General features: G+C 42.9%; 26 protein-coding genes. All 26 read left to right on the top strand.

Annotated elements, in window-relative coordinates; all coding sequences use genetic code 11:
- The first annotated feature begins 11 nt into the window (after nt 1-11).
- The 26 genes from ACYIA1_RS16615 (at nt 12) to ACYIA1_RS16490 (ending at nt 26,367) form a co-directional block, all read left to right on the top strand.
- Nucleotides 12-725 carry a tyrosine-protein phosphatase gene (locus ACYIA1_RS16615; protein WP_480335970.1) on the top strand — a complete coding sequence of 238 codons (714 nt, stop codon included), beginning with the start codon at nt 12-14 and terminating at the stop codon, nt 723-725.
- Nucleotides 722-2,035: a nucleotide sugar dehydrogenase gene (locus tag ACYIA1_RS16610; protein WP_480335968.1), complete on the top strand. Its 1,314-nt coding sequence runs from the start codon at nt 722-724 to the stop codon at nt 2,033-2,035. The genes ACYIA1_RS16615 and ACYIA1_RS16610 overlap by 4 nt, the downstream gene beginning before the upstream one ends.
- 4 nt (nt 2,036-2,039) lie before the next feature.
- A complete protein-coding gene (locus tag ACYIA1_RS16605) occupies nt 2,040-2,609 on the top strand; it encodes an acyltransferase (protein ID WP_480335966.1) in 570 nt (189 codons plus the stop codon).
- 6 nt (nt 2,610-2,615) lie between these two features.
- Entirely contained in the window at nt 2,616-3,740 is a 1,125-nt protein-coding gene (locus ACYIA1_RS16600) for a DegT/DnrJ/EryC1/StrS family aminotransferase (RefSeq protein ID WP_480335964.1), read from the top strand.
- 1 nt (nt 3,741) lies between these two features.
- Entirely contained in the window at nt 3,742-4,923 is a 1,182-nt protein-coding gene (locus ACYIA1_RS16595; protein ID WP_480335962.1) for a sugar transferase, read from the top strand.
- A 40-nt stretch (nt 4,924-4,963) separates the two neighbouring features.
- Nucleotides 4,964-6,379 (top strand): lipopolysaccharide biosynthesis protein, encoded by a 1,416-nt coding sequence (locus tag ACYIA1_RS16590; RefSeq protein WP_480335960.1) that lies wholly within the window; start codon nt 4,964-4,966, stop codon nt 6,377-6,379.
- 7 nt (nt 6,380-6,386) lie between these two features.
- A complete protein-coding gene (locus ACYIA1_RS16585) occupies nt 6,387-7,304 on the top strand; it encodes a glycosyltransferase family 2 protein (protein ID WP_480335958.1) in 918 nt (305 codons plus the stop codon).
- Between the two features lies 1 nt (nt 7,305).
- Entirely contained in the window at nt 7,306-8,262 is a 957-nt protein-coding gene (locus tag ACYIA1_RS16580; RefSeq protein ID WP_480335956.1) for a glycosyltransferase family 2 protein, read from the top strand.
- A 5-nt stretch (nt 8,263-8,267) separates the two neighbouring features.
- Entirely contained in the window at nt 8,268-9,590 is a 1,323-nt protein-coding gene (locus tag ACYIA1_RS16575; protein WP_480335954.1) for a hypothetical protein, read from the top strand.
- A gap of 41 nt (nt 9,591-9,631) precedes the next feature.
- Nucleotides 9,632-10,072 carry a hypothetical protein gene (locus ACYIA1_RS16570; RefSeq protein WP_480335952.1) on the top strand — a complete coding sequence of 147 codons (441 nt, stop codon included), beginning with the start codon at nt 9,632-9,634 and terminating at the stop codon, nt 10,070-10,072.
- A 294-nt stretch (nt 10,073-10,366) separates the two neighbouring features.
- Nucleotides 10,367-11,365, top strand: a complete 999-nt coding sequence (locus ACYIA1_RS16565; RefSeq protein WP_480335950.1) for a glycosyltransferase family 4 protein — start codon at nt 10,367-10,369, stop codon at nt 11,363-11,365.
- A 5-nt stretch (nt 11,366-11,370) separates the two neighbouring features.
- Nucleotides 11,371-12,723 (top strand): phenylacetate--CoA ligase family protein, encoded by a 1,353-nt coding sequence (locus ACYIA1_RS16560; RefSeq protein WP_480335948.1) that lies wholly within the window; start codon nt 11,371-11,373, stop codon nt 12,721-12,723.
- Nucleotides 12,724-12,793: 70 nt separating this feature from the next.
- Nucleotides 12,794-13,726: a glycosyltransferase gene (locus ACYIA1_RS16555; protein ID WP_480335946.1), complete on the top strand. Its 933-nt coding sequence runs from the start codon at nt 12,794-12,796 to the stop codon at nt 13,724-13,726.
- 2 nt (nt 13,727-13,728) lie between these two features.
- Nucleotides 13,729-14,484, top strand: coding sequence for a hypothetical protein (locus tag ACYIA1_RS16550; RefSeq protein ID WP_480335944.1), 756 nt, complete (start codon nt 13,729-13,731; stop codon nt 14,482-14,484).
- A 193-nt stretch (nt 14,485-14,677) separates the two neighbouring features.
- A complete protein-coding gene (locus ACYIA1_RS16545; RefSeq protein WP_480335942.1) occupies nt 14,678-15,454 on the top strand; it encodes a hypothetical protein in 777 nt (258 codons plus the stop codon).
- Nucleotides 15,421-15,732: a hypothetical protein gene (locus tag ACYIA1_RS16540; RefSeq protein WP_480335940.1), complete on the top strand. Its 312-nt coding sequence runs from the start codon at nt 15,421-15,423 to the stop codon at nt 15,730-15,732. Before ACYIA1_RS16545 ends, ACYIA1_RS16540 begins: the two co-directional genes overlap by 34 nt.
- A gap of 39 nt (nt 15,733-15,771) precedes the next feature.
- Entirely contained in the window at nt 15,772-16,065 is a 294-nt protein-coding gene (locus ACYIA1_RS16535) for a hypothetical protein (RefSeq protein WP_480335938.1), read from the top strand.
- A gap of 11 nt (nt 16,066-16,076) precedes the next feature.
- Nucleotides 16,077-16,319 carry a hypothetical protein gene (locus ACYIA1_RS16530; protein WP_480335936.1) on the top strand — a complete coding sequence of 81 codons (243 nt, stop codon included), beginning with the start codon at nt 16,077-16,079 and terminating at the stop codon, nt 16,317-16,319.
- A gap of 71 nt (nt 16,320-16,390) precedes the next feature.
- Nucleotides 16,391-17,392, top strand: coding sequence for a lipid II:glycine glycyltransferase FemX (locus tag ACYIA1_RS16525; protein WP_480335934.1), 1,002 nt, complete (start codon nt 16,391-16,393; stop codon nt 17,390-17,392).
- On the top strand, nt 17,389-18,480 hold the full coding sequence (locus tag ACYIA1_RS16520; protein WP_480335932.1) for a DUF354 domain-containing protein: 1,092 nt from the start codon (nt 17,389-17,391) through the stop codon (nt 18,478-18,480). Before ACYIA1_RS16525 ends, ACYIA1_RS16520 begins: the two co-directional genes overlap by 4 nt.
- The gene (locus ACYIA1_RS16515; protein ID WP_480335930.1) at nt 18,477-19,265 is read left to right on the top strand and encodes a hypothetical protein; all 789 of its coding nucleotides are present in this window, start codon (nt 18,477-18,479) and stop codon (nt 19,263-19,265) included. Before ACYIA1_RS16520 ends, ACYIA1_RS16515 begins: the two co-directional genes overlap by 4 nt.
- A 174-nt stretch (nt 19,266-19,439) precedes the next feature.
- A complete protein-coding gene (locus ACYIA1_RS16510; protein ID WP_480335928.1) occupies nt 19,440-22,496 on the top strand; it encodes an FAD-binding and (Fe-S)-binding domain-containing protein in 3,057 nt (1,018 codons plus the stop codon).
- Complete coding sequence (locus tag ACYIA1_RS16505) at nt 22,496-23,473, top strand: Gfo/Idh/MocA family protein (protein WP_480335926.1); 978 nt, start codon at nt 22,496-22,498, stop codon at nt 23,471-23,473. Before ACYIA1_RS16510 ends, ACYIA1_RS16505 begins: the two co-directional genes overlap by 1 nt.
- Complete coding sequence (locus ACYIA1_RS16500) at nt 23,460-24,383, top strand: hypothetical protein (protein WP_480335924.1); 924 nt, start codon at nt 23,460-23,462, stop codon at nt 24,381-24,383. Before ACYIA1_RS16505 ends, ACYIA1_RS16500 begins: the two co-directional genes overlap by 14 nt.
- Complete coding sequence (locus ACYIA1_RS16495; RefSeq protein WP_480335922.1) at nt 24,380-25,135, top strand: YjbH domain-containing protein; 756 nt, start codon at nt 24,380-24,382, stop codon at nt 25,133-25,135. The genes ACYIA1_RS16500 and ACYIA1_RS16495 overlap by 4 nt, the downstream gene beginning before the upstream one ends.
- 38 nt (nt 25,136-25,173) lie before the next feature.
- Nucleotides 25,174-26,367 carry a carboxypeptidase-like regulatory domain-containing protein gene (locus ACYIA1_RS16490; RefSeq protein ID WP_480335920.1) on the top strand — a complete coding sequence of 398 codons (1,194 nt, stop codon included), beginning with the start codon at nt 25,174-25,176 and terminating at the stop codon, nt 26,365-26,367.
- The last annotated feature ends 199 nt before the right edge of the window (nt 26,368-26,566 follow it).

Raw genomic sequence — 26,566 nt, 5'->3', positions numbered from 1 at the left:
AAAATATAAGGATGTGGCTTTTCAGAAAACGTATCAGCCTTGCCGACAGCGGAATCTTCCGGGGATTTACCGACTGGCATTGCCATCTGCTCCCCGGAGTGGATGACGGCGTGCAGACAATGGAAGAGAGCCTGCAAATCCTATCCCTTTATGAACAGTTGGGTGTAAAAGAGGTCTGGCTGACTCCGCATATCATGGAGGATATGCCAAATACGACATCCGCTCTGAAAGCCCGTTTCGAGGAATTGAAAACCGCTTATCAAGGAAACATCGCACTGCATCTCGCTTCCGAGAATATGCTCGACAATCTTTTTGAGGAACGATTAAATAAGAACGATCTCTTGCCGTTGGGCAAGAACGGGAAACACCTATTGGTGGAAACATCCTACTTCACCCCCCCGATGGGACTGAGCAACATCCTGCTCCGCATCAAGTCGAAAGGATATACACCCGTCTTGGCGCATCCGGAACGGTACAGCTACATGGACGAAAGCAACTACCGGCAACTGAAAGAGATGAACGTGGAGTTCCAACTCAACTTGCCTTCGCTTATTGGGGGTTACGGGAAAAGTGTCCGAAAGAAATCCCATACGCTATTAGGACAAGGTTGGTATGACATCGGAGGTATGGATATTCATTCAAAGACCAATTTGGATACCTTCTTGAATGGCAGGTTGACACATGAAGAAACAAGCGTAATAAAAAATATTTTAATCAGAAAATGAAAGAAGAACTTTTGAAAAAAATTGCGGACAAGGAAATTGTCGCGGGAGTTGTCGGACTCGGTTATGTAGGTCTGCCGTTGGCCGTAGAGAAAGCGAAAGCAGGATTCAGAACCATCGGCTTTGACGTACAAGAAGAGAAAGTAAACCTTGTGAACCAAGGGCATAATTACATCGGGGATATCGTTGATTCAGACCTCGCACAACTTGTAAAGACCGGTAAACTTTCTGCCACGACAGATTTCAGCATTATAAGAAACGTGGATTTCGTCGCCATCTGTGTGCCGACCCCACTTGACGCCCACCAACAGCCGGACATCAGCTACGTGGAGTCATCCGCCAAGTCCATTGCCAAGTATCTGCACAAGGGCATGATGGTGGTATTGGAATCCACCACCTATCCCGGAACAACGGAAGAGCTGATTAAGCCCATCCTCGAATCGTCCGGCTTGAAATGCGGAGAGGACTTCTATCTCGGCTTTTCGCCGGAACGTGTCGATCCGGGCAATGCCATCTACAAGACAAAGAACACTCCGAAAGTGGTTGGAGGATTGGGCAAAGATGCCAGCGAGGTGATTTCAGCCATGTACGAGGCCGTGCTGCAGAACAAGGTTTTCCGCGCCTCCTCTCCTGCCGTGGCGGAAATGACAAAAATCCTTGAGAACACCTACCGCAATATCAACATAGGTCTGATAAATGAGCTTGCCATCCTTTGCAACCGCATGAACATCAACCTGTGGGAAGTCATCGAAGCCGCCAAGACTAAGCCGTTCGGCTTCACAGCGTTCTATCCCGGTCCCGGCCTCGGTGGTCATTGCATCCCGCTCGACCCCTATTACCTCAGTTGGAAAGCACGCGAATACGGATTCCATACTTCCATGATCGAAGCCTCGATGATGGTCAACGACCGTATGCCGGAATACTGCGTGTCCCGTGCAGGGGATATGCTGAACCGCCGTTTCAAAAAGTCGCTCAACGGCTCCAAGATATTGGTACTCGGTGTCGCCTACAAACAGGACATCGACGATTACCGCGAGTCGCCCGCCATCCGTGTCATCGAGAATCTGCAAAAAGAGGGTGCCGATACGGTATTCTACGACCCGTACATACCCAAATTCCGCGAACACGGAAAAGTCTATGAGGGAGAGAAAGAACTGACCACAGAATTGGTTGAGAGCACGGATCTTGTGATTATCACCGCCTCCCACTCCAATGTGGATTACGAGTTCGTGCAACGCCACGCAAAGGCCATCTTCGACACCAAGAACGTGACAAAGAACCTTCAAGACAAGAGCAACATCGAAGTTTTATAGGAAGATGACCGACAAGGACTATTTCGTACACCCCTCCAGCTATGTGGATGAGGGCGTGACCATCGGAGCCGGCACCAAGATCTGGCATTTTTGCCACATCCAAAGCGGTGCTTCCTTGGGTGGCAAATGTTCGTTGGGGCAGAATGTCAACATCGGAAACAATGTGAAAATAGGCAACGGTGTCCGCATCCAGAACAACGTATCCGTTTATGAGGGCGTGGAGATCGAGGACAACGTATTCTGCGGCCCTTCGTGCGTGTTTACCAATGTCACCACGCCCCGCGCTCATTTCCCCGTCCATGGAGTCTATGCCAAGACCCTAATCAAGGAGGGGGCTTCCTTAGGTGCCAACTGTACGGTGGTGTGCGGGCATACCGTAGGCCGCAACGCATTGATTGCCGCCGGTGCCGTGGTCACCAAAGATGTGAAAGACTATGCGCTGATGGCAGGTGTTCCTGCCCGACAAATCGGCTGGGTATGTGAATGCGGAAAACGACTGGAAGAAAAAACGCTTTCCTGCGGATGTGGCCGCCGCTACCGGATGACGGAAGAAAATGAACTTGAACAAATTTGACTCATCATGCAATTCAGAGATTTAAAGCAACAATACCAAGTCTTGAAAAAAGACATAGACCGGGCACTTCTTGACGTGGCAGCATCGAGTGCCTATATCATGGGGCCGCAAGTGAAGGAACTGGAACGGCAACTGGCCGCATACGTGGGAGTGAAGCACTGCATCACCTGCGCCAACGGCACGGATGCCCTTACGCTTGCCTTGAAAGTATGGGGAATCGGACCGGGCGATGCCGTATTCGTTCCCGATTTCACCTTCTTCTCGTCGGCAGAGGTCGTCTCGTTCGAGGGTGCCACACCGGTATTCGTGGATGTGGACAAGGACACTTTCAATATAGATGTCTTCGATTTGGAAAAGAACATCCGGCAGGTACTGGCTGACGGGAAACTGACTCCCAAGATCATCATTGCCGTGGATCTGTTCGGCCTGCCCGCAAACTATCCAGAAATACGCCGAATGGCGGAACAATATGGACTGCTGGTATTGGAGGATGGCGCACAAGGCTTCGGTGGTGCCATCAACGGGAAACGCAATTGCAGTTTCGGTGACATCAGCACCACCAGTTTCTTCCCGGCCAAGCCGCTCGGATGCTATGGGGATGGCGGAGCCGTATTTACTGATAACGATGAATGGGCTGCGCTCGCCGATTCGCTGCGTGTCCACGGCAAAGGCTCTTTCAAGTACGACAACGTGCGCATTGGCATGAACTCACGCCTCGATACGATGCAGGCCGCTATCCTGCAAGTCAAGCTGAAAACGTTTGCCGATTACGAGCTTGATGCCGTGAACGAGGCGGCAAGGAAATATGACGAACGGCTCGCCGGAAAGGTAAAGACACCGGTCGTTCCTGATGGCTTCCTTTCCAGTTGGGCACAATATACCATCCAGTTGGGTAGTCGGGAAGAAAGGGACAGGATGCAGGCCGCATTGAAAGGAGCAGGAATCCCTTCGATGGTCTATTATCCGACTCCTATGCATAGCCAAACGGCTTATCGCGAATTGGGCTATCCTGAAAACAGTTGCCCTGTTGCACGTCAACTGTGCGACACGGTATTGTCACTTCCCATGCATCCCTATTTGAACACGGAGGATATTGACACGGTTTGCAACGCCATCCAATCCAACCTGTGACATGACAGCAATAAGCCCCCACCGTCGTTCACGCATCCCATTTTATTATGAGCCGGAGATTCCCACCGACTATACGGAGCGCGGAGTTGAGAAAGGCGCGAAGATTGAGGATGCGGAAGTGGAGAACAAGGACATCCTCCGCATCTTCACGGCCACCAAGCGGATGGATCTGGACGAATCGCTTGCGTGGATAGACGCTCATAAATCTGAGTTTGCCCAAAGTACGGTTATCATAGACACCGATGATGGCAATTCCCTGTCGCAATACAGAGAACGCCATCCACAGGTGTTCATTTCCAAACGGCATCTGAACCGTATACGCCATCTGAACACCCTGCTCAACCGGGCCAATGAGGAACTGGCACAAGGAGGCTACTTGTGGTGCCACTGCCGCACGGCGGTTCTGAAAAAGGAACTCATATTGAAAACCTACCCTGCCGGTTTGAACTGGGCGATATACCTTCTTCACTACCTGTGGCACCGTTTCTGTGCGAAGATGCCGGGGCTGAAAAAAATCTATTTCGCCGTGACCAAAGGGAAGAACCGCACGTACAACCGGGTGGAAATCCTCGGACGGATGTATCGCGCAGGCTTCGAGGTGATAGATGAAGAGTTTCGCCACGGCGAGTTCTTCGTCCTTGCCCGTAAAATCAAGACACCTATTTGGAACGACCAGCCGACAGGCGCACCGCTCATCAAGTTGAGACGTGTGGGAAAAGACGGCAAGCTGATTGGGGTTTACAAGTTCCGCACCATGTATTCCTATTCCGAATATCTCCAGCCTTACATATACGAGCATAACGCCTTGCAGGAAGGAGGAAAATTTGCTGATGACTATCGAGTGAACATCTGGGGCAAGCTGTTCCGCAAGATGTGGCTTGACGAACTGCCGATGATTTTCAACGTGCTGAAGGGCGATATGAAGCTGGTTGGGGTACGACCGTTGTCGCAACACTATTTCTCGCTCTACACCCCGGAGATGCAGGCACTGCGCACAAAGGCAAAGCCCGGTCTGTTGCCACCGTTCTACTATGACAAGCAGACTCCCCGCACCATCGAAGAGGTGCAGGAGTCGGAACGCCGCTACACGGAAGCCTACTTGAAGCATCCATTCCGCACGGATTGGCGGTACTTTTGGGGGGCAGTCGCCAACATACTGTTCCGGGGGAAAAGGAGCCATTAATCTTATGTGCAGATTTTTTATAGTTCTATATTGAAATATCGTGAACCAATTTTTCAAGAACATATCCATATACGGTATTCTGCCGTTAATCGGCAAATTTATAGGATTTTTCCTTGTACCGATATATGCCAGAGTGTTCCAATCTTCCGAATTCGGACAGATAGAATTAGTAACTACTTTGGTTAATTTCATCGTCTATCTTATTAATTTGGAGTTCCATACATCCATAGGAAGATACTTCTATGAGAAAGAAAATTTGTACCAACAAAAAGCACTTATTTCTACAGGATTATGGATGACCGCCATTTCTACTATAATCGTTATTTCATTATGTTTAGTTTCCCAAGATTATATTCTTAGATTCTATCTCAATGATATGAATCTACGGAAAGTTCTACGTGTTGGTATTTTATGGCTTTCACTTGATGGCATCGCTTCTTACTTGAACGTCATTCCGCGTTATATAAAAAAAGCAAAAGCATACGTAGTGATTAATGCCATTGCAATATTACTCAGGGTAATATCGACAATCATTTATATTTTAGTGTGCAAAACGGGAATTGTGGGAATATTATATGGACATATAACAGGAACAGTTGTTGGAATGTGTCTGAATGCACATCTGTCAAAACAATTCTTATCGCTCTCATTTGATAGACATGACGCAAAAAAGATATTTAATTATGCCATACCGCTAATTCCTGGAATGATTATAACGGCAATATGGTTACCGACACTTAGAAAAGTTACCGAGATACTATTTACCGTTTCTGTTGTAGGTCTATATTCTTTTGCCACTCGAATAACTTCGCTAACAACAATGTTTAAGAGCGCATTAATGAATGCGTGGCGTCCTTTAATGTACGAGAACATACATAAACCTTCATTCTTTATTGAAATAAGGAAGAACAGCAGTACAATTTCTTTTGTGATTCTTAGCGTAGGATGTTTTGTATCATTATTCTCGTATGAAATATGCCTCGTATTGGGCACAGAAGCATATCTTCAAAGTTTTTACCTTATACCTTTCTTATGTTTTTCAGGCTATTTACAATCAGCTACCCAACTTCGTGGATTTTGGCCATTGATAAACAATAAGACCTATCTACATTCCTTGATAATGATTCTTTCTTTTTTTGTAGCAATCGGGTGGCTGTTTACTGTTCAAAACCATTTAGGACTGCTTGGATTAGGTTGTGCTATCGTATTGTATGATATGTTCCAGTATCTAATCCTTTATAACTATACAAAAAGGCACATACATACTTTTTGTACGTCACTCGTTGTCAACGCAGAATATATCATTATCATCTTATTTATATTAATGACAACGGCCTCATTTCTTATGCTTAGCTTAAAAGTCCGATTATTCATTGGCTTAATGGCTTTTGTTATTATTACATACATCGATTCAAAGCATTATCATTTGCAGTTTTTTAGAAAACGTAAAATATAGAAACAACATGGATTCCAACAATAAGCTCTATGTAGTCATTGTTACATATAACGGAGAAAAATGGATTAGACATTGTTTGCAAAGCGTATTTGCATCTTCAATACTCCCCTATGTAATCATTGTGGACAATCATTCTTCGGATAATACACAACAAATTGTAAAGCAAGAGTTTCCGCAAGTAGAATTAATCTGTTCCAATGAAAATATAGGCTTTGGGAAAGCGAATAATATAGGCATACGGAAAGCCTTGGGAATGAAAGACGCAAGACATATATACCTTCTTAATCAAGACGCTTGGGTATATCCCAATACATTTGAAATCCTCATTGAAATCATGAATAGAAATCTTCAATTTGGTATATGTTCTCCCATACAATTAAATGGTAAGGGAAATGCTCTTGATAAGAATTTCTTGTTAAATTCCTCTTCTCCTAAATTCAGTCCGAAATTTCTGAATGATTTAGCCATGAAATCATCTCTTGATGAAATATACGAGACCTCCTTTGTAATGGCAGCCCATTGGCTTATACGATGTTCGGCATTATTGGACGTTGGCTTATTTTCTCCCGCATTCCCCCATTATGGTGAAGATACCAATCTGATACAGAGATTTTTATATCACGGATACAAAATAGGAATATGTCCTACTTGCTATGCTTGTCATGATCGTGAAGACCGTATTCTCACACCTAATGGAAAGATATACAAACTATATATCAATCATTTGGTATTTTATCACAACGTATTAAGATTAGAACAAATGCGGGCTTATTACACGTTCAAATTTATGTTTCAGATCTGTACATATCGCAATGTTAGCATATTTCAACGTTTTAAGACTATCAAGCGTATGTTTAAAGATATAGCAGAAAGTCACTCTTTCAGAAAAATATATATGCAGAAAGGCTGCTTTATTGAAAAATAGAATGGTATCATTTATAGTAATTGGGAAAAACGAAGGATGGCGACTGGACAAATGCCTTTCTGCCATTCATTATTTTGCGAGACAAGAGGAATTGGCAAACTATGAAATAATATATGTTGATAGCAAGTCAACAGATGATAGTTTGTCAATAGCAAAAAAGAATGCCGCCAACAGGATACTTTTAATCACGGGTGAATGTAATGCAGCCATTGGACGTAATGTCGGTGCAAAAGAGGCTAAAGGTGACATATTGTTTTTTTTGGATGGGGATATGGAACTTTTCCCAGGATTTTACAAAGACATTGTGGATAAAGACGAGAAACTTATCTATCCCTTTGTTTCCGGTATAGAGATTGATATATTGCACGACAAGTCATGGAATTATGTCGAATCCAAAGTCCGTAGGAAATTCAAAGAAGGAATAGACCAATTCGAGCAGACCACAGGTGGCTTGTTCGTTATCAGTAAGGAACTTTGGGAAAAAACAGGAGGAATGGATAATTGCCAAAAGAAAAGCCAAGATCTTGATTTGGGACTCAGACTGACTTCATTGGGGGTTCCTCTTTGCAGAAAAGGGAAAATATGGGTTAACCATTATACACAGTATTATGCAATTCGTACGACAAGTCTGAAAACTGTACGATATTCCGCACGTCTTGCAAGAAAACATTTCTTCAATATCAAAGCTCAAATGTTATTGTTATCTTCTAATTATTCCTATTGGATATTGCATCTCTGTTTGATAAATTCCGTTGTATATCTGTCATTGATCCCAATGCTCATTTATTTGCCGGTTCCCATCTACAGAACATATAAAATAATTCACAGAACCCAAAGTGCATTAAATATTCCTGATGAATTCATCAAAAGGATAAAAAAAGATTTTTTATTTCTATATTATTTCTTTTGCTTTTGGCCTTGCCCTACAAAAGAGGAATATGTTGAAGTTGAAATATAACTCTAATGGGACAGATTTTCTATACGAACGTTGCTTCATGGCAATACTATGCTTATAATGGGTTATGCCTTGTTGCTTTGGTTGGGTTATTGTGGAAGTATCGCGGAAACATGATACCGATGTTAATTATCATGTTGTTTTTGGGTGGAGTCATAGATGATCTCATGGGAGCAACAGGACGTAATGCTTATCGGATTGGATTGTTGGGTGTTTGCGTATGGCAGTCAGCCAAAGGAGCTTTAAATCATTTCTTCCAAGTGTTCCCTAAAGTTTTCTGTTTCATTTGTCTATATATATTTTATTATGTAATAACTTCCATCTTTATTAATCATGACAACTTCCTGCTGGTTTTCTCGCTGTTATCCAAGCTATTAATACCTTTTCTTATTCTCATGCTGATGCTCAAGGCAAATTCGGAGGATGAACAAAACGCAAATGCTTGGTTTTGGCTTTTTGAAGATTTGATACTTATACAGATTGTTTTATCAATAGCCAAAATGGTAATTCTTGGAGGCTTCTTAGAAGGATGGGTAGGTTCAATGAGCGGTATTCGAGGTGGAGGTTCTGGCACATCGTTTCCTCTATTGGGATTGATGTGGCTTGCATTGAAGACAGACATGGATTTTTCACGAAAGGACTGGCTATTAGCTTTCGGATTACTCATATTGGGATTTGCGGCAGGCAAAAGAGCAGTTTGGATTATGTTTCCAGTATTGTTCTGTGTCCTGTCCATGTACGTCTATCGTAAAAGCCTTGTAAAAAAAATAATCGTAGTGCTTGCAGCCGCTCCCCTATTGTTTTATTTGGCAGTCCGAATCTCTCCCACTTTCAATCCGGACAATAAAGTTTGGGGTACATTTGATCCTGAATATGCAATCAATTATGGCTTAAAATATACAGCCGGAATTGATGAAAGCCATGCAGGTGTTCAAACCGGGGTTGGCAGACTTGGTGCGTTAACGTGGATGTTGGAACAATTTTCACAAGATGGAAAAAATGTTATGTTTGGCCGGGGAAATGAATACATGACATATGCGAGCAAGGATATTTATTCGAATGCCACCTATTACGGGGGAATACAAAGCCGAGGAAATATTACAGGCATAGTAAGTACATTTTTCACATTAGGAATTGTCGGTATTACCTTTTATATCCTGTCCTTTCTCTGTACATTCTTGTCAAACAGGAGCAGATTCAACTATGTCCTTTTTGGGGTAGTATTTGTTGATTATCTATTCTATAATGGACAAACATTGAATTTGATGCCACTTACTATGCTGGCATTGTTCCTTTCTTTTTTTTCTACGGAGTTACAAGAAGAATATTAATCAAAGCTTGGAGATTCGTCCAATTATATAATCGGATTATTATGGATATACGCGAATTACCACTTTCCCGGTTGGATAGCGTGCTAATCAACCTTGCTGTTGATAAGAGCATGAGCAAACTAAACGCCTTTACCGAGAAAGTTAGGAGGCTTGAGTTACAGAAGTATGTGCAAAACAATGAGCTTTCTTTTGAGGAAATACGTGGGTGCATGTATGATTACACTTTCAAGTTGTTCATCTATTATCTTGGCGAGGCAGAGTATAAGAACCACAAAAACGCTGTTTCAAAATTGCTGAAAGGAATTGGCGCAAAACTGATGGGAGGCTCTTTCCTCGATACGATTGGTGAAGAGTATTACAAACTATATCGGACAGCGACTGCCAAACTTAACATATACATTCAGAAGACTATACTCTTGCTTTTGGATGAAGGCTCTATCTCGCAAGAAGAAAGCCTGGCATTGTGCGATACTTTTCTTTAGGAAACGCACGTAGGGTATTCGATAATGCCCTTACCATTTGGTCCCAACGGTGAACTATGCACGTTTGCCCATGCACTAACGTCAGTGGACAAAAAACAGGTAAACCAGCGTTTTGATAAGAAATACACAGGTATGCCTCTTCTTCAACATCCGTGTAAAGGTGATTATTACCGCATACTCATGGACACCATAAAGGATGACAGCAATATCATGTTCATGAAAAACATCTATAGTACGCCCTAAGAATGGGTAAGGATAGTTCTTAGCGCATAACAACAAATATGTAACGAATTTATGAGAATTCTTATTGTTGCCAATTATAATGATAAGAACGGGGGAATCTCCGGACAGGTGACGCTCTTAGCCAAGCATTTGAGGGAAGATGGTTTTGATGTCGAAATTTTCTCTACTAAGGCCAGTCCTATAAAACGCATCAGCTTCTTTTCCTCGTTGGAAAAGACGGCTCGGGATTATGATGTAATTCATGTGCATTGCTGTTCCTACCTTGGTTTCTATCCGGCTATTTTAGCATGTCATGTCGCCAAGAAACTAAACAAGCGACTGGTCTTGACTTATCATGGCGGAGGCGGTGAAAAGTTCTTCAAGAAATGGGATTGGGCGGTGCGTCGATACATGAATGCGACAGATGAAAATATAGTTCTGTCAGGCTTCCTCGCTGAAATATTTAAGAAGTTTGGATATAAATATAGAATTATTCCAAATATCTTAGGACAAAAAGATGAAATCCGGTTTAGGCGTTCTGACGTTAACCCCAAGTTTATCAGCGTTCGTTCTCACGAGCCAATCTACAATATAGAGTGCATACTGAGAGCATTCAAAATTGTGAAGGATTCGTTGCCTGAAGCAACCCTTGATGTGCTGGCAGATGGCAGCTTAAGAAAAAAACTGGAACAGTATGTGATTGACGAGAATATTAAGGACGTAAAATTCGTTGGGAAAGTTCCTAACTCAGAAATCGGAGAATATCTTCAACGGAACGATATTTTTATCTCAATGCCTCGGATTGACAATCAGCCGATGTCAGTACTGGAAGCCTGGAGATATGGTCTCTTGGTCATTTCAAGTAATGTCGGCGGCGTACCATATCTTGTAGATGATAACAAAACCGGCATTCTTGTTCCAAGCGATGATAGCGAGTCTTTGGCAAAAGCGATGATTCAAGCAGTAGAGGAAAGTGATAAATCTCTATCTATCATGAGAAATGGAACGGAAAATTTGAAGGAATACTCGTGGTCTAATATTCGAAATAAGATTATGAGCGTATATAGCTAAAACATATGAGTAAGTTAAAAGAATCTATAATTTTGAATTTTGTAATGCCAGTCGCCGACATGAAATTCGGGACTGCCATAAGTCGTTACTACAGGCTGGTAAAGGAGATGTCTTGTTGGACACCTGAGCGTGTGCTCCAATGGCAAACATCTCTTATGCAAGCGAGGCTAAAACATGCTTATGAGCAAATACCATATTACACGAACTTGTTCCATGAGTTAAGACTGAAGCCAGGCGATTTCCAAAACCTAAAAGACCTAACTTTCCTCCCTATACTCACCAAGGATATAATCAGAACTCACTATGATGACCTTGTGCCACGCGATTTGAGTCGCCACCCTCATCATAAAGGGGCGACAGGTGGGAGTACCGGAACCCCTATGAGATATTTATGCGACAACAAATCATGGAGCATGACTAACGCATTCAATATCTTTGAAAGACAATCAGCCGATTACCATTATGGCGACCAGTTTATTGCTATGGGCGGCTCTTCAATCAGTGCTGCGGCTACCCATTCTTTTATGCACAAAGTCTATTATCGGGTAATAGGGAAGAATGCCATGGGATCGACTGGAATAAACGAAGAGGAGATGCACCGCTATTTTGAATTCATACGCTCGCATAATATCAAATACATCTACGGCTATGCCTCGGTCATCTACCTCTTTGCAAAGTATGTGAAAGAGAATAATCTGCAGGATGAGCTTGATATTAAGGCTATATTCCCCACAAGCGACGTATTGGCAAATGCCTATGCATCGCTTATTCAAGAAACGCTGAAGTGTAAGATCCTTGATTCTTATGGAGCTTTTGACGGGTGCGTAAGCGGCTACCGGAGTTTGTGGGACGACAATGGTTTTAAATGTGGCTATGGCACATATGTTGAAACCGACGAAATGATATCTCCAACAAGCGGCAAAATATTGGTTACTGATTTGGTGGGACGGGCTTTCCCGTTTATTCGGTACGAGCTTGGAGACGTTGTTGACCTTGACTTGGAAAAATCATATTCATCCATTCATAACGGCCAAGTAATTAGAAGTCTGCAGGGACGTGAATCAAATATGGTTAAACTCAAAAACGGGTTTTATATTTCCGAAGTCAGTCTGCACAACGCATTCAAAGACATTCACATCGACGGATATAAAGTTGAAGTGGAGGATTCTAAGCTCATTGTTACCGTAATTCCTACTGGTGATTATACACTTCAGGAGGAGAATGCAATGAAGCAGATTCTTATTGGACGCACCGGTGGAGAGTATGATATAGAAATACGCCATAAAGACAAACTCGAACGCCGAAAAAATGGAAAAAGTCTATATATTATGACTGATAATAAAATAATTACCCAATAATCACTTGGTATAAAGGGATTTACAAATTGTCAGACTGCTCTTTGGCAACTTAATAAAACAGTTGCCGAAGATGAAAGTACTGATAGTCGCCAATTTTAATATGGGGCATTTTTCTCCATTTGTAGTTGAGCAAGTGAACTCCATACGCAAACTCGGTGTAGAGTTTGAATATTTCGGTGTTGTTGGAAAAGGGCCGTTAGGTTATTTGAGAAACCTACCTGCACTAAAAAGAATGATAAAGGAGTTTCGTCCGGATATTGTTCATGCCCATTATGGCCTATCCGGTTTGTTTGCTACATTGCAGAAAAAAATACCTGCGATTGTGACTTATCATGGAAGTGATATTCATAAAGGAGGATTGATTCTATTCCTGTCAAGAATAGCTATGTACAAAGCCGTTTGGAACATCATCGTTAGCAACCCTCTGTGCAAGATAGCTAACATCAAACGCAATGTGTCTGTCATTCCTTGTGGTGCGTATGAGAAGATGTTTGTGCCAATGAACAAAGAGGTTGTAAGAGCAAAACTTGGTTGGGGAAAAAGTGAGAAGGTCGTGGCCTTTGCCGGTGCATTCGATCGTGAAGTGAAGAATCCTCAATTAGCTAAGGATGCTATACATGTAATATCTGATGCGAGAATTCTTGAATTAAAAGGTTATTCGCGGAAAGAGGTCAATTTCATTTTTAATGCTGTGGACTGTCTGCTGATGACTTCTCATAACGAAGGTTCACCTCAAGTAATAAAAGAGGCCATGTTGTGTGGTACACCCATTGTTTCCGTTGATGTTGGCGATGTGAAAGATGTTTGTGGATTGACCGAAGGAACATATATATGTAAGGCTACCCCGCAAGATATTGCAGCCAGTCTCAATAAAGCATTTACATTTGGCAAACGTACCGATGGGCGTAAACGTATCATCCAACTCGGACTTACAAATGAATTAGTAGCTAAAAAGATATTGGCTATTTACACAAATATTTTGGATAATCTTAGAATAAAATAGACATGCAAGTAAAATATGACTCAAACAATGGGAGTACGATTGTCGGCAACATTTTTCCCGATATGGAAAGAGTGTCATTCAGCAAGGAGTTTATCCGCTATCATGCCAGTGTCATATTCAATGTAATGGAAGAGATGCATCGAAAAGAAACCGATAAAGAGTTTTCTGTGGCAGAAAAATATATAGTAACAAAAAGAAGTATTGAGGAAAGTGCGAAACAACTCCAAAATATGATAACAGATAATCCTGTTTCTTCCTCTTTCATTGAATTGTTGACAAAGGATTTAAAGAAGAAAGAGCAAATACGACTACTCAAAGGTGCTAAACTTACGATTGAGCAGTTAAGCAATTTGTTCTACAACGCAGAAGAACAAGGATATAGTTTCAGCCATTTTCGGTTCGAGGGTACGCCTAAAAATTATTCATTGGAAGAGCTTCCAAAATTTGCTTATCTTAATGATGATGGCTCTGTTGAGAAGATTGGAGGGGAAAAACTCACAGATGGTGAAGTGAAAGCTATGATTGAACAAGCCAATGTGCTAATAGTACGTATTTTGGAAAAAGACGGACATTGGCACTGCTTTTTACAAACATTTAAAGGATTAAAAGGGAAAGAAGCCGGAAAGGAAGGTGGACGTTCTCACATCCATTACATTTCAGATAAGTTTTGCAACTTGACTTTTGATGATTTAAAAGGAATGGTTAAGAAGGGTAATTATCCATCAACACCAGTTCATATACCGATTGTAGACAAATAAGATGAATCATGTAATAAAAGAAATTCTAAAGGCTACATTTCTAAAGAAATATAGGAGTATAGCTTTATTGTGCGTAAATGTCTTGACTGCAATATGCACATTGACTGGACGCACTCTTACGACTATCGAACCTCTATGGTTATGGATTATAATCTTGGGTACTTTCATAATTAGTAGTCTGATACTTTGGCGGATGTTTCTTAATCAAGTAAGTAAAGAATTCGACAACAAGGAAAAATTTGTTAGCCAACAAGAAACGAAGATTAATGAACTAAAAAACACAATATCAGGATTCAGAGACTACCTATCATTTATTTATTGTTTGATAGAACCTTTTTCGGCTATAAACAAAATCAACAGAAAAGACAACATAAATGAGGAAACTCTACAAAAAGAAATGCTGTTGTTTTGTACAAGGCTAAAGGAGGCGTTTGAACATTTGGATAACACTTCTTCCGGGAGGGTCTATAGTGTGTCTATTAAAGTTGCTACAAAAGAAGCTGATATTTACAATCGACAGGTTCTCGATGACTTGGAACTCAGAAATTCATTTAGAGATACGAACAGTTTTTGGGATGCAAACAGAAATGAGGATTTATATCAAAGAACACGACATTTGGTTTCACAAAATACTGCATATAGGGCTATCATCAATTACATAATCGATAATGCAAATCGGATATATTATGTAAATAACGATGTTTTAAACGATAAAAACTATAAATCTTCAAGTCAAATGTGCTATGCACAATCTCATCTTCCGTATGCCAGTGAACTTGTAATCCCTATAATTCCATTGATTAGGACTCAAGAAACAATAAAATTGTTGGGATTTATGTGTATTACATCCAACTTATCCAATGGATTTGTTTTAAAAGAGAAAGAATTCAGAATCATGCTGTTTATAGCAGATAGCTTATACAATTTATTTTCAAAATGGCAAAAAAAAGCACAAAACCCGCAAGGTTAAGAACAAGTGACACTACCCCCCAAAGATATGCAGTAACAGACAAGGGAGGAACAATGATTAGTATAAAAAAAACAACCACGGGATTGCGAAATCTCATAAACTCTAAAAAAAGTGAGATTCTTGTTGGATGTTTCAGCAATAGCTACATGGATCGATTCAACTCTTCCCTTGCTGCTGTTGCCGCAAGCATGGTTGGGAGTGTGGCTGCCGAATTGAACATGACAGATTCTGATATTGATGTTGCACCAGAATCTCAAACAGATATGAATGTAAAGTAAAAAAAATCATAATGAATATTTCAATTTTTGGATTAGGTTATGTGGGTTGCGTTGGCATGGGATGTCTTGCCAAGCAAGGAAGCCATGCTTTGTGGGTTGCCTATTGTGTCTGTCAGCGTAGGCGACGTCGAAACCGTTTTAGGCAATCTCTCAGGGCATTATATCTGCTCATTCGCCCAAAAAGATGTTGCCGAGAAATTAGAACTTGCATTGAATTTAAACCAATGTACAGACGGGCGGAAGCGTATAGTAGAGTTACAATTGACAAATAATCTTGTTGCCAAACGGGTATTGGATGTTTATAATGCAGTATTTCGATGCAAAAAAATATAATATGGATAAATATGGTTCAAGAATTTGATTTTAGAGATGAAGATTTTACAGGATTCCTGCAAGAATTCATTGATATTGGCATACTCGATGAATCCGATGACAACGATAAAATAGCTATCGGCATTTCCAAAAGGCTGATTGCAGAAGGCTATGATTGTCTCTCGACAAGACAACAAAAGGTAATAGACATTATGGCAAACAAGCATTTCTGTAAATCGTGTGCTCATTGTGGCGCATACCTTGGTGTGAGATGATGTCTGTGATTGAAAATGATGGTATGTGTCCATATTGTGTATACATTTGGGATGATATAAAAGAAGAATAAATGAAAGTTCTGTCAGACATAAGACAATTTAATGAAAGCCAATGGCATAAGTTATTGGAAGAATCCAATTGCGCATCGTTCTTCCAGTCTTTGGAATGTTACAAATTTTACGCAACACAGGAATGCTTTGAACCATTCGTATTTGGAGTTGAGAAACAGGGCGTTCTAAAGGGAGTGATAGTCGGTTATATCCAGAAAGAAAAAGGTGCATTAAAAGGCTATTTATCAAGGAGAGCTATTATAAATGCCGGTCCCTTGTTAGCCAATGATATTGATGTGACATCTATTACCTTGCTTTTAAAGTCTTTGAAAAATAATCTTAGCAGTAAAGCTATTTACATCGAGATTCGCAATTTCTTTAACTATTCAAGATTTAATTCGATTTTTGAGCAATCAGGATTTCAAGTGATTCCACATCTTAATTTCCAAATTGATACAAAATCTGAGGACATCGTCAACTCAAATCTTGGGAAAAGCCGTAAACGAGATATCAAAGTAACATTGCGAGACGGAGCTTCATTGGTAACAGAGCCAAAAGAGTTTCAAATAATAGAATATTACCGTATTCTTGATAATCTATACAAAACAAAGGTCAAGACCCCATTATTTCCTCTATCTTTTTTCATGAGTCTAAACAAGATGAAGGAGGGGCATATAATACTTGTTGAGTACGATAATAAAATTGTCGGGGGAACTGTATGTGTCGGAATTCCTGGACAACCATTATATGAATGGTTTGCCTGTGGAGAAGACGGATTATATAAAAATATTCACGCTTCTACCCTTGCCACATATGGTGGAATTCAATTCGCAGCACAAAACGGATACCCAGTTTTTGATATGATGGGAGCAGGCAAACCCGATGAGGGTTATGGCGTTCGTGATTTTAAGAAAAAATTCGGAGGCATGCTGGTGGAGGACGGTCGCTATTTGGCTGTTCTTAATCCTGTACTTTATAATGTGGGAAAAATAGGCATAAAAATATTAAAATCAATCAAATGAACATATTGATTGACATAGGACATCCAGCGCATGTACATTTGTTTCGTAACTATGCTTCCGAGATGATAAGGCGCGGGCATAATGTATTATTCACCTGTAGGGACAAGGAATTTGAAATTGATTTGCTAAAAGCGAATAACTTTCAGTACAAATCTTTTGGGAAGAAATATAAAACGACAATTTCAAAATTGTGGGGGTTGTTGAAATTTGACTATTTAGAATGGATAACCGCTTTAAAGTTCAAACCGGATCTATTTCTCAGTCATGGTTCACCTTATGCTGCTCATGCTTCAAAACTTGTCGGAAAGTCGCACATTGCATTTGAAGATACTTATAATTTTGAACAGGTAAGACTTTACGAACCGTTTACCGATATAATTTTTACCGGTAAATATGAGCACCCTTCTGTTTCTAAGAAAGAAATACAACTACCTACCTATCATGAGTTGGGATACCTTGTACCATCCCGATTCACACCGAATGTGTCGGTTTTAGATGTTTTGGGCATTGACCGGGATGAAATTTACACAATCGTTAGATTTGTGTCATGGGATGCGAGCCATGACATCGGTCATAAAGGCATCCCATATGAGATGAAAATAAAAGCCGTCAAAAAGTTTGCCAAATATGGTAAAGTTTTCATTTCCTCAGAGGGAGATCTGCCGCAGGAATTAGAGCAATATCGACTACGGACAGATCCAGATGCAATATTCGATGTTCTTGCATTTGCCAAACTTATATGGGGAGAAAGTAGCACAATGTCTGAAGAGGCGGCTATGCTCGGTGTACCATCGGTATATTTTAATAACAATAGTACCTTTTATACAAGACATCTTGAAAGAGACTATTCTCTTATGTACAATTTATCTGAGTCAAAAACAGATTTGGAATTAGGTATTAATATTGGGGTTAGAATTCTTTCCGGGCAACAATCTCAACAAGAGTATATTCACAGAAGAGATAAAATGCTTAAGGAACGAATTGATTTGACCGACTTCCTTGTATGGTTCACGGAGAATTATCCTAAGAGTATGTCTGAAATGAAAGAGGATTCCTCGTTACTTAAACAATTCAGAATCAAAAAATGATTGATTTCACAATAACAGCTTACCGACAATTATTAGAGTCTTTGCTACAACGTAGTTATAGTTTTATTCGGTTTGACGATTTCATACGAAATGGATGTCACGGCAAAACCATAGTTCTTCGGCACGACGTGGATTTATTACCAGTGAATTCACTTCACACAGCTGAATTAGAGGCATCGTTGGATATTCATGGCGTGTATTATTTTAGGGCTGTACCTGAAGGTTGGGACGAGACTGTGATATTAAGGATTGCTGCTTTAGGACATGAAGTCGGCTATCATTATGAAAGCCTAACAACATGTAAAGGAAATATAGATTCTGCCTATATGGATTTTTGCAGGAATCTGAACAAGCTTAGAAATATTGTGGAAGTTAAAACAATATGTATGCATGGTAGTCCTCGTTCTCCATACGACAGCAAAGACATTTGGAAGAAGTATTCTTATAGAGACCTTGGAATTATCGGCGAGCCTTATTTTGATGTTGATTTTGGCAACACATTTTATCTGACTGATACCGGCCGCCGTTGGGATGGCTACAAGGTGAGTGTGCGTGACAGGATTGAAGGTTATCAGGAGCAATGGATAAAAGAAGGGCTGATATTTCATTCCACATCGGACATTATGCGAGCGGCAAATGAAAATCGATTACCGAACAAAATCATGATAACAGTACATCCTCAACGATGGAATCCTTTTGGATATCAATGGACTAAAGAACTGTTCTTGCAAAATGCCAAGAACATCGTAAAAGGTCTATTATTAATGAGCAAAACCCGATTTTAACTGTTTCTATTATTGCGTTAATGGCACAATTATTAAGTGGATTATGCTTCATGCGGTATCATTTTGTGCAAAATAAGAAGCAACCTGCATCTTCGGCAATTCGGGTGAAATAACTCGGTATCATGTTACCTTGCAAAGTCTAATCAGCAATAAAAAAGAAGAAAACAATCTGATATGCAAATCGAAATATATACAGATGCCCTGCATCGGATAGCATACAGTACCGATGCCAGTGCCTACCGTGAAGTGCCTTTAGGTGTGGCCTATCCCAAGGATGAAGCCGACATCAAGCATCTTGTAAAGGTTGCACGGGAAGAGAAAACACATCTTATCCCAAGGACCGGAGGCACGTCCATTGCCGGACAGGTGGTGGGAAATGGTATTGTAGTAGATGTAAGCCGACATCTCAACCGGATATTGGAGATAAACGGCAGCGGAAGGTGGGCAAGGGTGCAGCCGGGCGTGGTTCTTGATGAACTCAATATCGCCTGCAAACCATACGGGCTTTTCTTCAGTCCGGAAACATCCACCAGTAACCGATGCTGCATAGGCGGTATGTTCGGCAACAACTCCTGCGGCTCACATTCATTGATATATGGCAGTACACGCCATCATATATTAGAAGCAGACGGAATACTCGCTGACGGGACAAAGGAACATTTCAAAGAATATACCGTAGCCGAACTGGAGCAACGTTTCGGCAAAGCGTTCTGGACAGCGGATAAAGAGGATATTCCACTCATACAAAAGATATATACCCAATTAGTCAACTTCGTCTTGAACAGGCACGTTGTCGGGTTGATTGAGGACAATTATCCTGACAAGGCCTTGCGCCGCAGGAGTTGTGGGTACGCCATAGACGAGGTGATAGAAGATCTGACAGATGAATCCAAACCATTGGAAGCGCGCGGCATCAACCTGTGCAAGTTGCTTTGCGGCAGTGAAGGGACATTGGCATTCATCACAGAAATAAAAGTCAGTCTTGACGTGCTTCCCCAAACGGAAAAAATGGCGTTGTGCATCCACTGCGACACGCTCGAAAAGAGTTACCTTGCCAACCTTGTCTGCCTGCGGCATTCTCCGGATGCGGTGGAACTGATAGACGGGCACATACTTGACCTCAGCCGACAGAACGTGGCACAACAATCCAACAGGTTCTTTGTGGTAGGTGAGCCTGCCGGACTTCTCGTCGCAGAACTTTCTGCAAACACCACAAATGAATTGGAAGAGAAAGCCCTTTCTCTTGAAAAAGAGTTGATGGATGGATGCAACGCTCTGGCTTATTGCTGTACAAGAGTACAAGGAAAGGATATATCCAAAGTCTGGAGCTTGCGAAAAGCCGGCCTTGGACTGTTAAGCGGAATGAAAGGCGATGCAAAACCAATCGGAGTGATTGAGGACACTGCCGTAGCACCGGAACGCTTGCCCGCTTACCTGCACGAGTTCAATGAAATGTTGCACAGGCTCGGATTGGAATGTGTCTTTTACGGACACATATCCACGGGGGAACTGCACCTGCGCCCTATCCTCAACATCAAGACGGAAGAGGGACGGAAACTGTTCCGGAAAGTGGCATCTGAGACGGCTCTTTTGGTAAAGAAACACAGGGGAAGCCTGAGCGGGGAACATGGGGACGGACGACTGCGCGGCGAGTTCATTCCCTTGCTCTATGGAAATGAGACCTTCCGGCTGATGTGTGATGTGAAGTTATGTTGGGATCCATTCGACGTATTCAATATGGGGAAAATAGTGAACACGCCCCCGATGGATCAATCCTTACGCTTCGATGTGAACCAGCCATACGGGATAGAACGTGAACTGCCATTTGACAGGACATATTTCAACTGGAAAGCGGTCTTTGACGAATGCAAGGTGAAACATGCAAGCGGCGTACCAACCCAGATCCACGCCCTGATGTGCTCGATAGAACAATGCAACGGTGCCGGAGACTGCCGGAAGTCCAATCTGATGGGCGGCACACTCTGCCCGGCATATAAGGTATCGCATGACGAGACAAGAACAACAAGAGCGAGGGCCAACGTACTCCGTGAAATATTAACACGAGGTTGGCAAAGCGAGTTTTTTGTAGGAACAGCCAAACAGAGGAAAAGCGTCTTTGAGATTCCAGAATTGAAAAAAGTGTTGGATTCATGCTTGGCTTGTAAAGGTTGCAAGAACGAATGCCCGTCAAACGTGGACATGACACGCCTCCGTGCGGAACTGCTGCAACATCTGCATGATGCGAAAGGAATGCCGTTCCGTTCGTTCATGGTTGCAAGGATGGCTGTGGTTGAACGCTTAGGCTCAACTGTAGCACCCGTTTATAATTTCTTTGCAAGCCGGGAATTGTCCGCTTGTATAATCAAAAGGTTGCTAAAATTCTCAGCTCTACGGAATATCCCCACACTCAGTCGCCACACCATGAGACAACTTGTCAAATGCGAGAACGCTAAAGCCGGGAAAAGGCAAACCGGGCGCAAGGTATATCTTTTTGCGGACGAATTTACCAATTACCAGGAGGCGGAGCTTGGGCTGACATTTGCCCGTCTGCTGCTTTTATTGGGATATGAAGTGGAGATACCCCGGCATGTGGAAAGCGGCAGGGCTGCCATATCGAAAGGCGACCTGAAGTATGCTAAAAAATGTGCATGTAAGAATGTCTCACTCTTGAAAAGCGTAATTACCGAAGAGAGTCCGCTCGTGGGAATAGAGCCGTCATGTATCTTGTCTTTCCGTGATGAATATCCTGATTTGGTGTCGCCGAATGAACGGGATGAAGCCCAAACTCTCGCGAAGAACTGTCTGCTTTATGATGAATTTATCCTGTCAGAAATGCATAAGGGGCATATCTCACCGGACAAATTCCAGTCTGCCGGATTGGAAATCTGGCTACACGGGCATTGCCATCAAAAAGCTCTTGTAGGAATCGAAAAAACGGCAGAAGTATTGCATCTTATCCCTAATGCAAAAGTCCATGTGATTCCAAGCGGATGCTGTGGCATGGCCGGTTCGTTCGGTTATGAAAAGGAGCATTACAAGACATCGTTGGCGATAGGAGAAATGATTTTGTTCCCGGCTGTGAGGAAAGCCGTCTCACAGACATCGACAGGGATACCGGTCATCGTTTCCGCTCCCGGCACATCGTGCAGGCAACAGATAAAGGACGGGACGGAAGTAACGGCCGTACATCCGATAGAAATCTTATACAAACATATAAAATCAGAATCATAATGGAAAATTTCGCTCTTATTGGCGCGGCCGGCTATATAGCGCCGCGCCACATCAAGGCTATTGCCGACACGGGCAACAACCTGTTGGTCGCATACGACCGTTTTGACAGTGTGGGAAGATTGGACAGCTCATTCCCGGAATGTTCCTTCTTTACGGAAAACGAACAGTTCGACCGTTTCTGTTCCAAACAGATGAAAACGGACAATCCCCTGAGTTGGACTGCCATCTGCACACCCAATTACACACATGACGCTTTCATCCGTTATGGCTTGCGTCTTGGTACGGATGTCATCTGTGAGAAGCCGTTGGTGCTTAATCCGTACAACATAGACAATTTATTGGATGTGGAGAAAGAAACAGGCCACAAGGCTTATACAATCCTCCAGCTCCGTTTGCACGACTCCATCATCGCCTTGAAGAAGAAAGTGGATGAAGGCCCCAAGGACAAAATCTACGACGTGGATCTGACCTACATTACCTCACGTGGCAAATGGTATTACGCCTCATGGAAAGGCGACGTGCACAAGAGCGGGGGCATTGCCACCAACATAGGCGTACATTTCTATGATATGTTACAGTGGATTTTCGGTCCGGTAAAGCAAAACATCGTCCATGTAATGAGTTTTGACCGGGTGGCCGGATATTTGGAATTGGAGAAAGCCCGTGTGCGCTACTTCCTCAGCATCAATGCCGAATGCCTGCCGGAGAATGCGGTGCAAGGAGAGAAGAAAACCTACAGGACAATCAATATAGACGGTAGCGAATTCGAGTTCAGTGTCGGTTTCACGGAACTCCATACGAAAAGTTACCAAAAGATATTGGCGGGAGAGGGATTCCGTATCAGCGAGGCCCGGAACTGCATACAGATTGTAAGTGAAATACGCCATTCCAATCCGATCGGATTGAAGGGTGATTATCATCCGTTGGCGAAATTACCTTTAAGCAAACATCCGTTCGGTTGGGATGAAAAGAGATAAAGGATGGAGGCGAGTGGTGGCTCGCTGTATATTAGCCATAGGGCTTTTAGCGATGTCACCTCTTGCCGTCAACGCACAGCCGCCCTCGTCTGCCGGACAGGTGGATATCTTCATGGGAGTGGATTTCAACTACCGTGATATCTGGTGGAGAAGGTTGTATGACCTTCTGATAAACCTGACTCCTGGCGTGAAATGGAATATGGGCAAGGGGTGGCAGGCATCCGCCCAGGCTCTTGTACCTGTATATAACGACTACGGCGACCGCTACAAGAACGTGCGTCTCAACCTCGCCGTCTTGTCCAAAGAGTTTGACTTGAGCAAGGACTTGTGCCTGAAAGTGAGCGGAGGCTGGTTCTCCGATGAACGTTATGGCATAGACTTCAAAGGGATGTGGGCTGTCAACCGTTGGCTGGCACTTGAGATGCAGACCGGACTTACCGGGTTCTGCTCGATGGCTGACGGATGGGAAGCGAGTACTCCCAAAAGGTGGACGGGACTGTTGGGTGCGGACGTGTACCTGCATCCCTACGATACGGAATTCCGTATTCGTGGAGGACGGTACATCTACACGGATTATGGCGGTGTCGTGGAAGGAATGCGGCATTTCAAACATTGCACTGTAGGCGTATATGGACAATACAGCAGTGAGGGTAGCACGAATGTTGGTTTCAAGGTGATTGTCATGTTGCCGCCTTACAAAAGGACAAGGCATAAGGTCAATTTCCGTCCCGCATCCAATTTCCGCCTGACTTACAACAAGGAAGCGGACGGATACTCCAACCGTATGTACAACACAGACCCGGAAGAGAACGAACGAGAGGGTTGGTTCAACCCGGACAGCTTCCAATGGGGACGCAACGTCACTCAGCGCGACTTCTCCGATAAGCCGAGAAAGGAGGGTGCGAAATGAGAAAGCTCTGTCTGATTTTCTGTTTTATACACCTGTCGGTGTGCGCATTCTCCCAACAATATACGGGTATGAACGGACTTATTCATGTGCCATCGGCCGACATGGATGAAGCAGGCGATTTCCGCATCGGCACGCACTATCTGAACAAACATTTCCTGCCGGATGAAGCGTTCGATTATAATGGGAAATACCACTCATGGGACTTCTATGCCAGCATAACCCCATTCTCTTGGATTGAAATCGGCTATACGTTCACATTGAGAAAAGGAAACAGGGGTGACTGGGCACCGGATGACATCGGCTACCATCGCAAGGACCAGTACTTCTCCCTGAAGTTGCGCCCATTAAAAGAGAAAAAAGGCAAATGGTGGCCAAGTATTGCCATCGGCACGAATGACCCGTACACAGGCGGTGACAAGGGACAGAAACAGGAGAAAAACCGCAACCAGATATTCGGAAACTACTATGCAGCCATGACCAAACATATATGGTTCGAACAGCATGTCTTTGGGGCGCACTTGACGTACAGGAGATACCGAAGGAGTTATAACGACAAATGGAACGGCATAGTGGGCGGCATTACCTATCAGCCCGGCTTCGCTCCAAACCTGCGTGGCATCGTGGAATATACCGGTGATGACATAAACATTGGAGCAGATTGCCTGCTTTGGAAGCATCTGCGTATGCAGGTTTCCCTGCAAAGGGGTAAATACTTCACAGGTGGTATCTGCTACCAAGCCAACCTTTTTTAGAGTGTAACTAATTTTTATTCATTAAATTATAATTTATTATGAAGTTATCTTTTCGTGCAGGGGCATACATGCTCCTCGGCGTGGCTTTGACCACAGGATTTGTTTCTTGCAGTGACGATGACCCTGATTACAGTAATGTAACCCCGCCTACTGTAGAAATCGCACCCAACACCATCTCAGGTGTCATCTCGTCCATCAACGGAAACCCTATTTCCGGAGCAACCGTTTCCCTTGACAATACGACTGTTACCACCGATGCGAACGGCGTCTATCTCTTCTCGGAGGTTGCCGCAGGAAGTCATTCCATAAGTGCTGCCGCCAATGGGAAAATATCCCGGAACGGAACAGTGGTAGTGGAGTCATCCTCTCAAACCCAAAACGTGATATGGAACACCAGTTTGCCGGAAGACCGCTCCACGGAGATAAATGTCACGGTCAATGAGGGTGGAGAAGGTACAGTCAGTGCCGAGTCACTTGAAAACAATGAGAAGGCACAAGTTCAGATAACAGCCTCCGTTCCGGAAGATGTAGTCTCTTCCGATACGAAAATAGAGATTACTCCTATTTATGCGGAGAATGAGGCCAACGTTGTACGAACCAAAGCTATTTCCCGTGCCGATGGTGGGACGTTGCTTGTCGGAGCCTCCATATCATGTGGTGCCAATGTGACTCTATCAAAGGCCATTAATCTGGGTTTTGAAATAGATGAGAGCATGACGGCCAACGTGGAGACAAAGAAATATGAAAACGGTGCATGGCAATCGGTTGATAGCCGTGTTGAAGGTGGGAAAGTGATTATTTCAGCGACCGAGTTCACCTCTTATGGTTTGTTCCTTAATGTCGGCGTATCCGTGTCTAAGGGTTCGGAGTCCATTAGTTTTGCACAAAATAAATGGGATAATCTTTATGGCTCCAATGATATGCAAGTGGGTAATGTATCCTATACGTATAAAGTGGGTACGGAAATCACATCACGTGGCACAACTGTATTGGAAGCATTGCTGATTGAACATCTCGCCCGTCTCTACGGAGCGACGGTAAAGAACGTTGAAGGCTCATATCCTGTAAACGTAACTTTGCCTATTGGTACTATCCTGCAAATGGTAGGAACCCAGGAGAGAAACAATGTCACAGTCAGAGTTTCCGGTACATCCGTAAGCGGCACCAATTATGGTTCAGTAACGGTATCTGCCGTAACTGCCAACCGTAACCATACAGGAAGCAGCAATTGATAGGATAAAAAGAAAGATAGATAGTATATCCGGCATCGCTTTTTTACCGCTGTCGGATATACTTTTTATGGGAACATTAACATGTGCGGAATAGTAGGATATATTGGGAAAGAACGGGCGTATGATATTCTCATTCACGGGCTTCACCGTTTGGAGTATAGGGGATATGACAGCGCCGGGGTTGCCATCGGCAAAAAGG

Source organism: Parabacteroides sp. KHUB-02 (assembly GCF_056640955.1).
The sequence above is the reverse complement of the archived record's forward strand: the minus strand, read 5'-3'. Positions and strand labels throughout refer to the sequence as shown.

What these genes read in the sequence shown, in the direction of transcription:
- ACYIA1_RS16595 (WP_480335962.1), top strand. Translation starts at nt 3,742, where the DNA reads ATGACAGCAATAAGCCCCCACCGTCGTTCACGCATCCCATTTTATTAT.
- ACYIA1_RS16520 (WP_480335932.1), top strand. Translation starts at nt 17,389, where the DNA reads ATGAACATATTGATTGACATAGGACATCCAGCGCATGTACATTTGTTT.
- ACYIA1_RS16600 (WP_480335964.1), top strand. Translation starts at nt 2,616, where the DNA reads ATGCAATTCAGAGATTTAAAGCAACAATACCAAGTCTTGAAAAAAGAC.
- ACYIA1_RS16505 (WP_480335926.1), top strand. Translation starts at nt 22,496, where the DNA reads ATGGAAAATTTCGCTCTTATTGGCGCGGCCGGCTATATAGCGCCGCGC.
- ACYIA1_RS16555 (WP_480335946.1), top strand. Translation starts at nt 12,794, where the DNA reads ATGAAAGTACTGATAGTCGCCAATTTTAATATGGGGCATTTTTCTCCA.
- ACYIA1_RS16575 (WP_480335954.1), top strand. Translation starts at nt 8,268, where the DNA reads ATGGGACAGATTTTCTATACGAACGTTGCTTCATGGCAATACTATGCT.
- ACYIA1_RS16570 (WP_480335952.1), top strand. Translation starts at nt 9,632, where the DNA reads ATGGATATACGCGAATTACCACTTTCCCGGTTGGATAGCGTGCTAATC.
- ACYIA1_RS16530 (WP_480335936.1), top strand. Translation starts at nt 16,077, where the DNA reads ATGGTTCAAGAATTTGATTTTAGAGATGAAGATTTTACAGGATTCCTG.
- ACYIA1_RS16585 (WP_480335958.1), top strand. Translation starts at nt 6,387, where the DNA reads ATGGATTCCAACAATAAGCTCTATGTAGTCATTGTTACATATAACGGA.
- ACYIA1_RS16540 (WP_480335940.1), top strand. Translation starts at nt 15,421, where the DNA reads ATGGCAAAAAAAAGCACAAAACCCGCAAGGTTAAGAACAAGTGACACT.
- ACYIA1_RS16535 (WP_480335938.1), top strand. Translation starts at nt 15,772, where the DNA reads ATGTGGGTTGCGTTGGCATGGGATGTCTTGCCAAGCAAGGAAGCCATG.
- ACYIA1_RS16550 (WP_480335944.1), top strand. Translation starts at nt 13,729, where the DNA reads ATGCAAGTAAAATATGACTCAAACAATGGGAGTACGATTGTCGGCAAC.
- ACYIA1_RS16500 (WP_480335924.1), top strand. Translation starts at nt 23,460, where the DNA reads ATGAAAAGAGATAAAGGATGGAGGCGAGTGGTGGCTCGCTGTATATTA.
- ACYIA1_RS16560 (WP_480335948.1), top strand. Translation starts at nt 11,371, where the DNA reads ATGAGTAAGTTAAAAGAATCTATAATTTTGAATTTTGTAATGCCAGTC.
- ACYIA1_RS16615 (WP_480335970.1), top strand. Translation starts at nt 12, where the DNA reads ATGTGGCTTTTCAGAAAACGTATCAGCCTTGCCGACAGCGGAATCTTC.
- ACYIA1_RS16610 (WP_480335968.1), top strand. Translation starts at nt 722, where the DNA reads ATGAAAGAAGAACTTTTGAAAAAAATTGCGGACAAGGAAATTGTCGCG.
- ACYIA1_RS16490 (WP_480335920.1), top strand. Translation starts at nt 25,174, where the DNA reads ATGAAGTTATCTTTTCGTGCAGGGGCATACATGCTCCTCGGCGTGGCT.
- ACYIA1_RS16545 (WP_480335942.1), top strand. Translation starts at nt 14,678, where the DNA reads ATGTTTCTTAATCAAGTAAGTAAAGAATTCGACAACAAGGAAAAATTT.
- ACYIA1_RS16565 (WP_480335950.1), top strand. Translation starts at nt 10,367, where the DNA reads ATGAGAATTCTTATTGTTGCCAATTATAATGATAAGAACGGGGGAATC.
- ACYIA1_RS16495 (WP_480335922.1), top strand. Translation starts at nt 24,380, where the DNA reads ATGAGAAAGCTCTGTCTGATTTTCTGTTTTATACACCTGTCGGTGTGC.
- ACYIA1_RS16510 (WP_480335928.1), top strand. Translation starts at nt 19,440, where the DNA reads ATGCAAATCGAAATATATACAGATGCCCTGCATCGGATAGCATACAGT.
- ACYIA1_RS16580 (WP_480335956.1), top strand. Translation starts at nt 7,306, where the DNA reads ATGGTATCATTTATAGTAATTGGGAAAAACGAAGGATGGCGACTGGAC.
- ACYIA1_RS16525 (WP_480335934.1), top strand. Translation starts at nt 16,391, where the DNA reads ATGAAAGTTCTGTCAGACATAAGACAATTTAATGAAAGCCAATGGCAT.
- ACYIA1_RS16515 (WP_480335930.1), top strand. Translation starts at nt 18,477, where the DNA reads ATGATTGATTTCACAATAACAGCTTACCGACAATTATTAGAGTCTTTG.
- ACYIA1_RS16605 (WP_480335966.1), top strand. Translation starts at nt 2,040, where the DNA reads ATGACCGACAAGGACTATTTCGTACACCCCTCCAGCTATGTGGATGAG.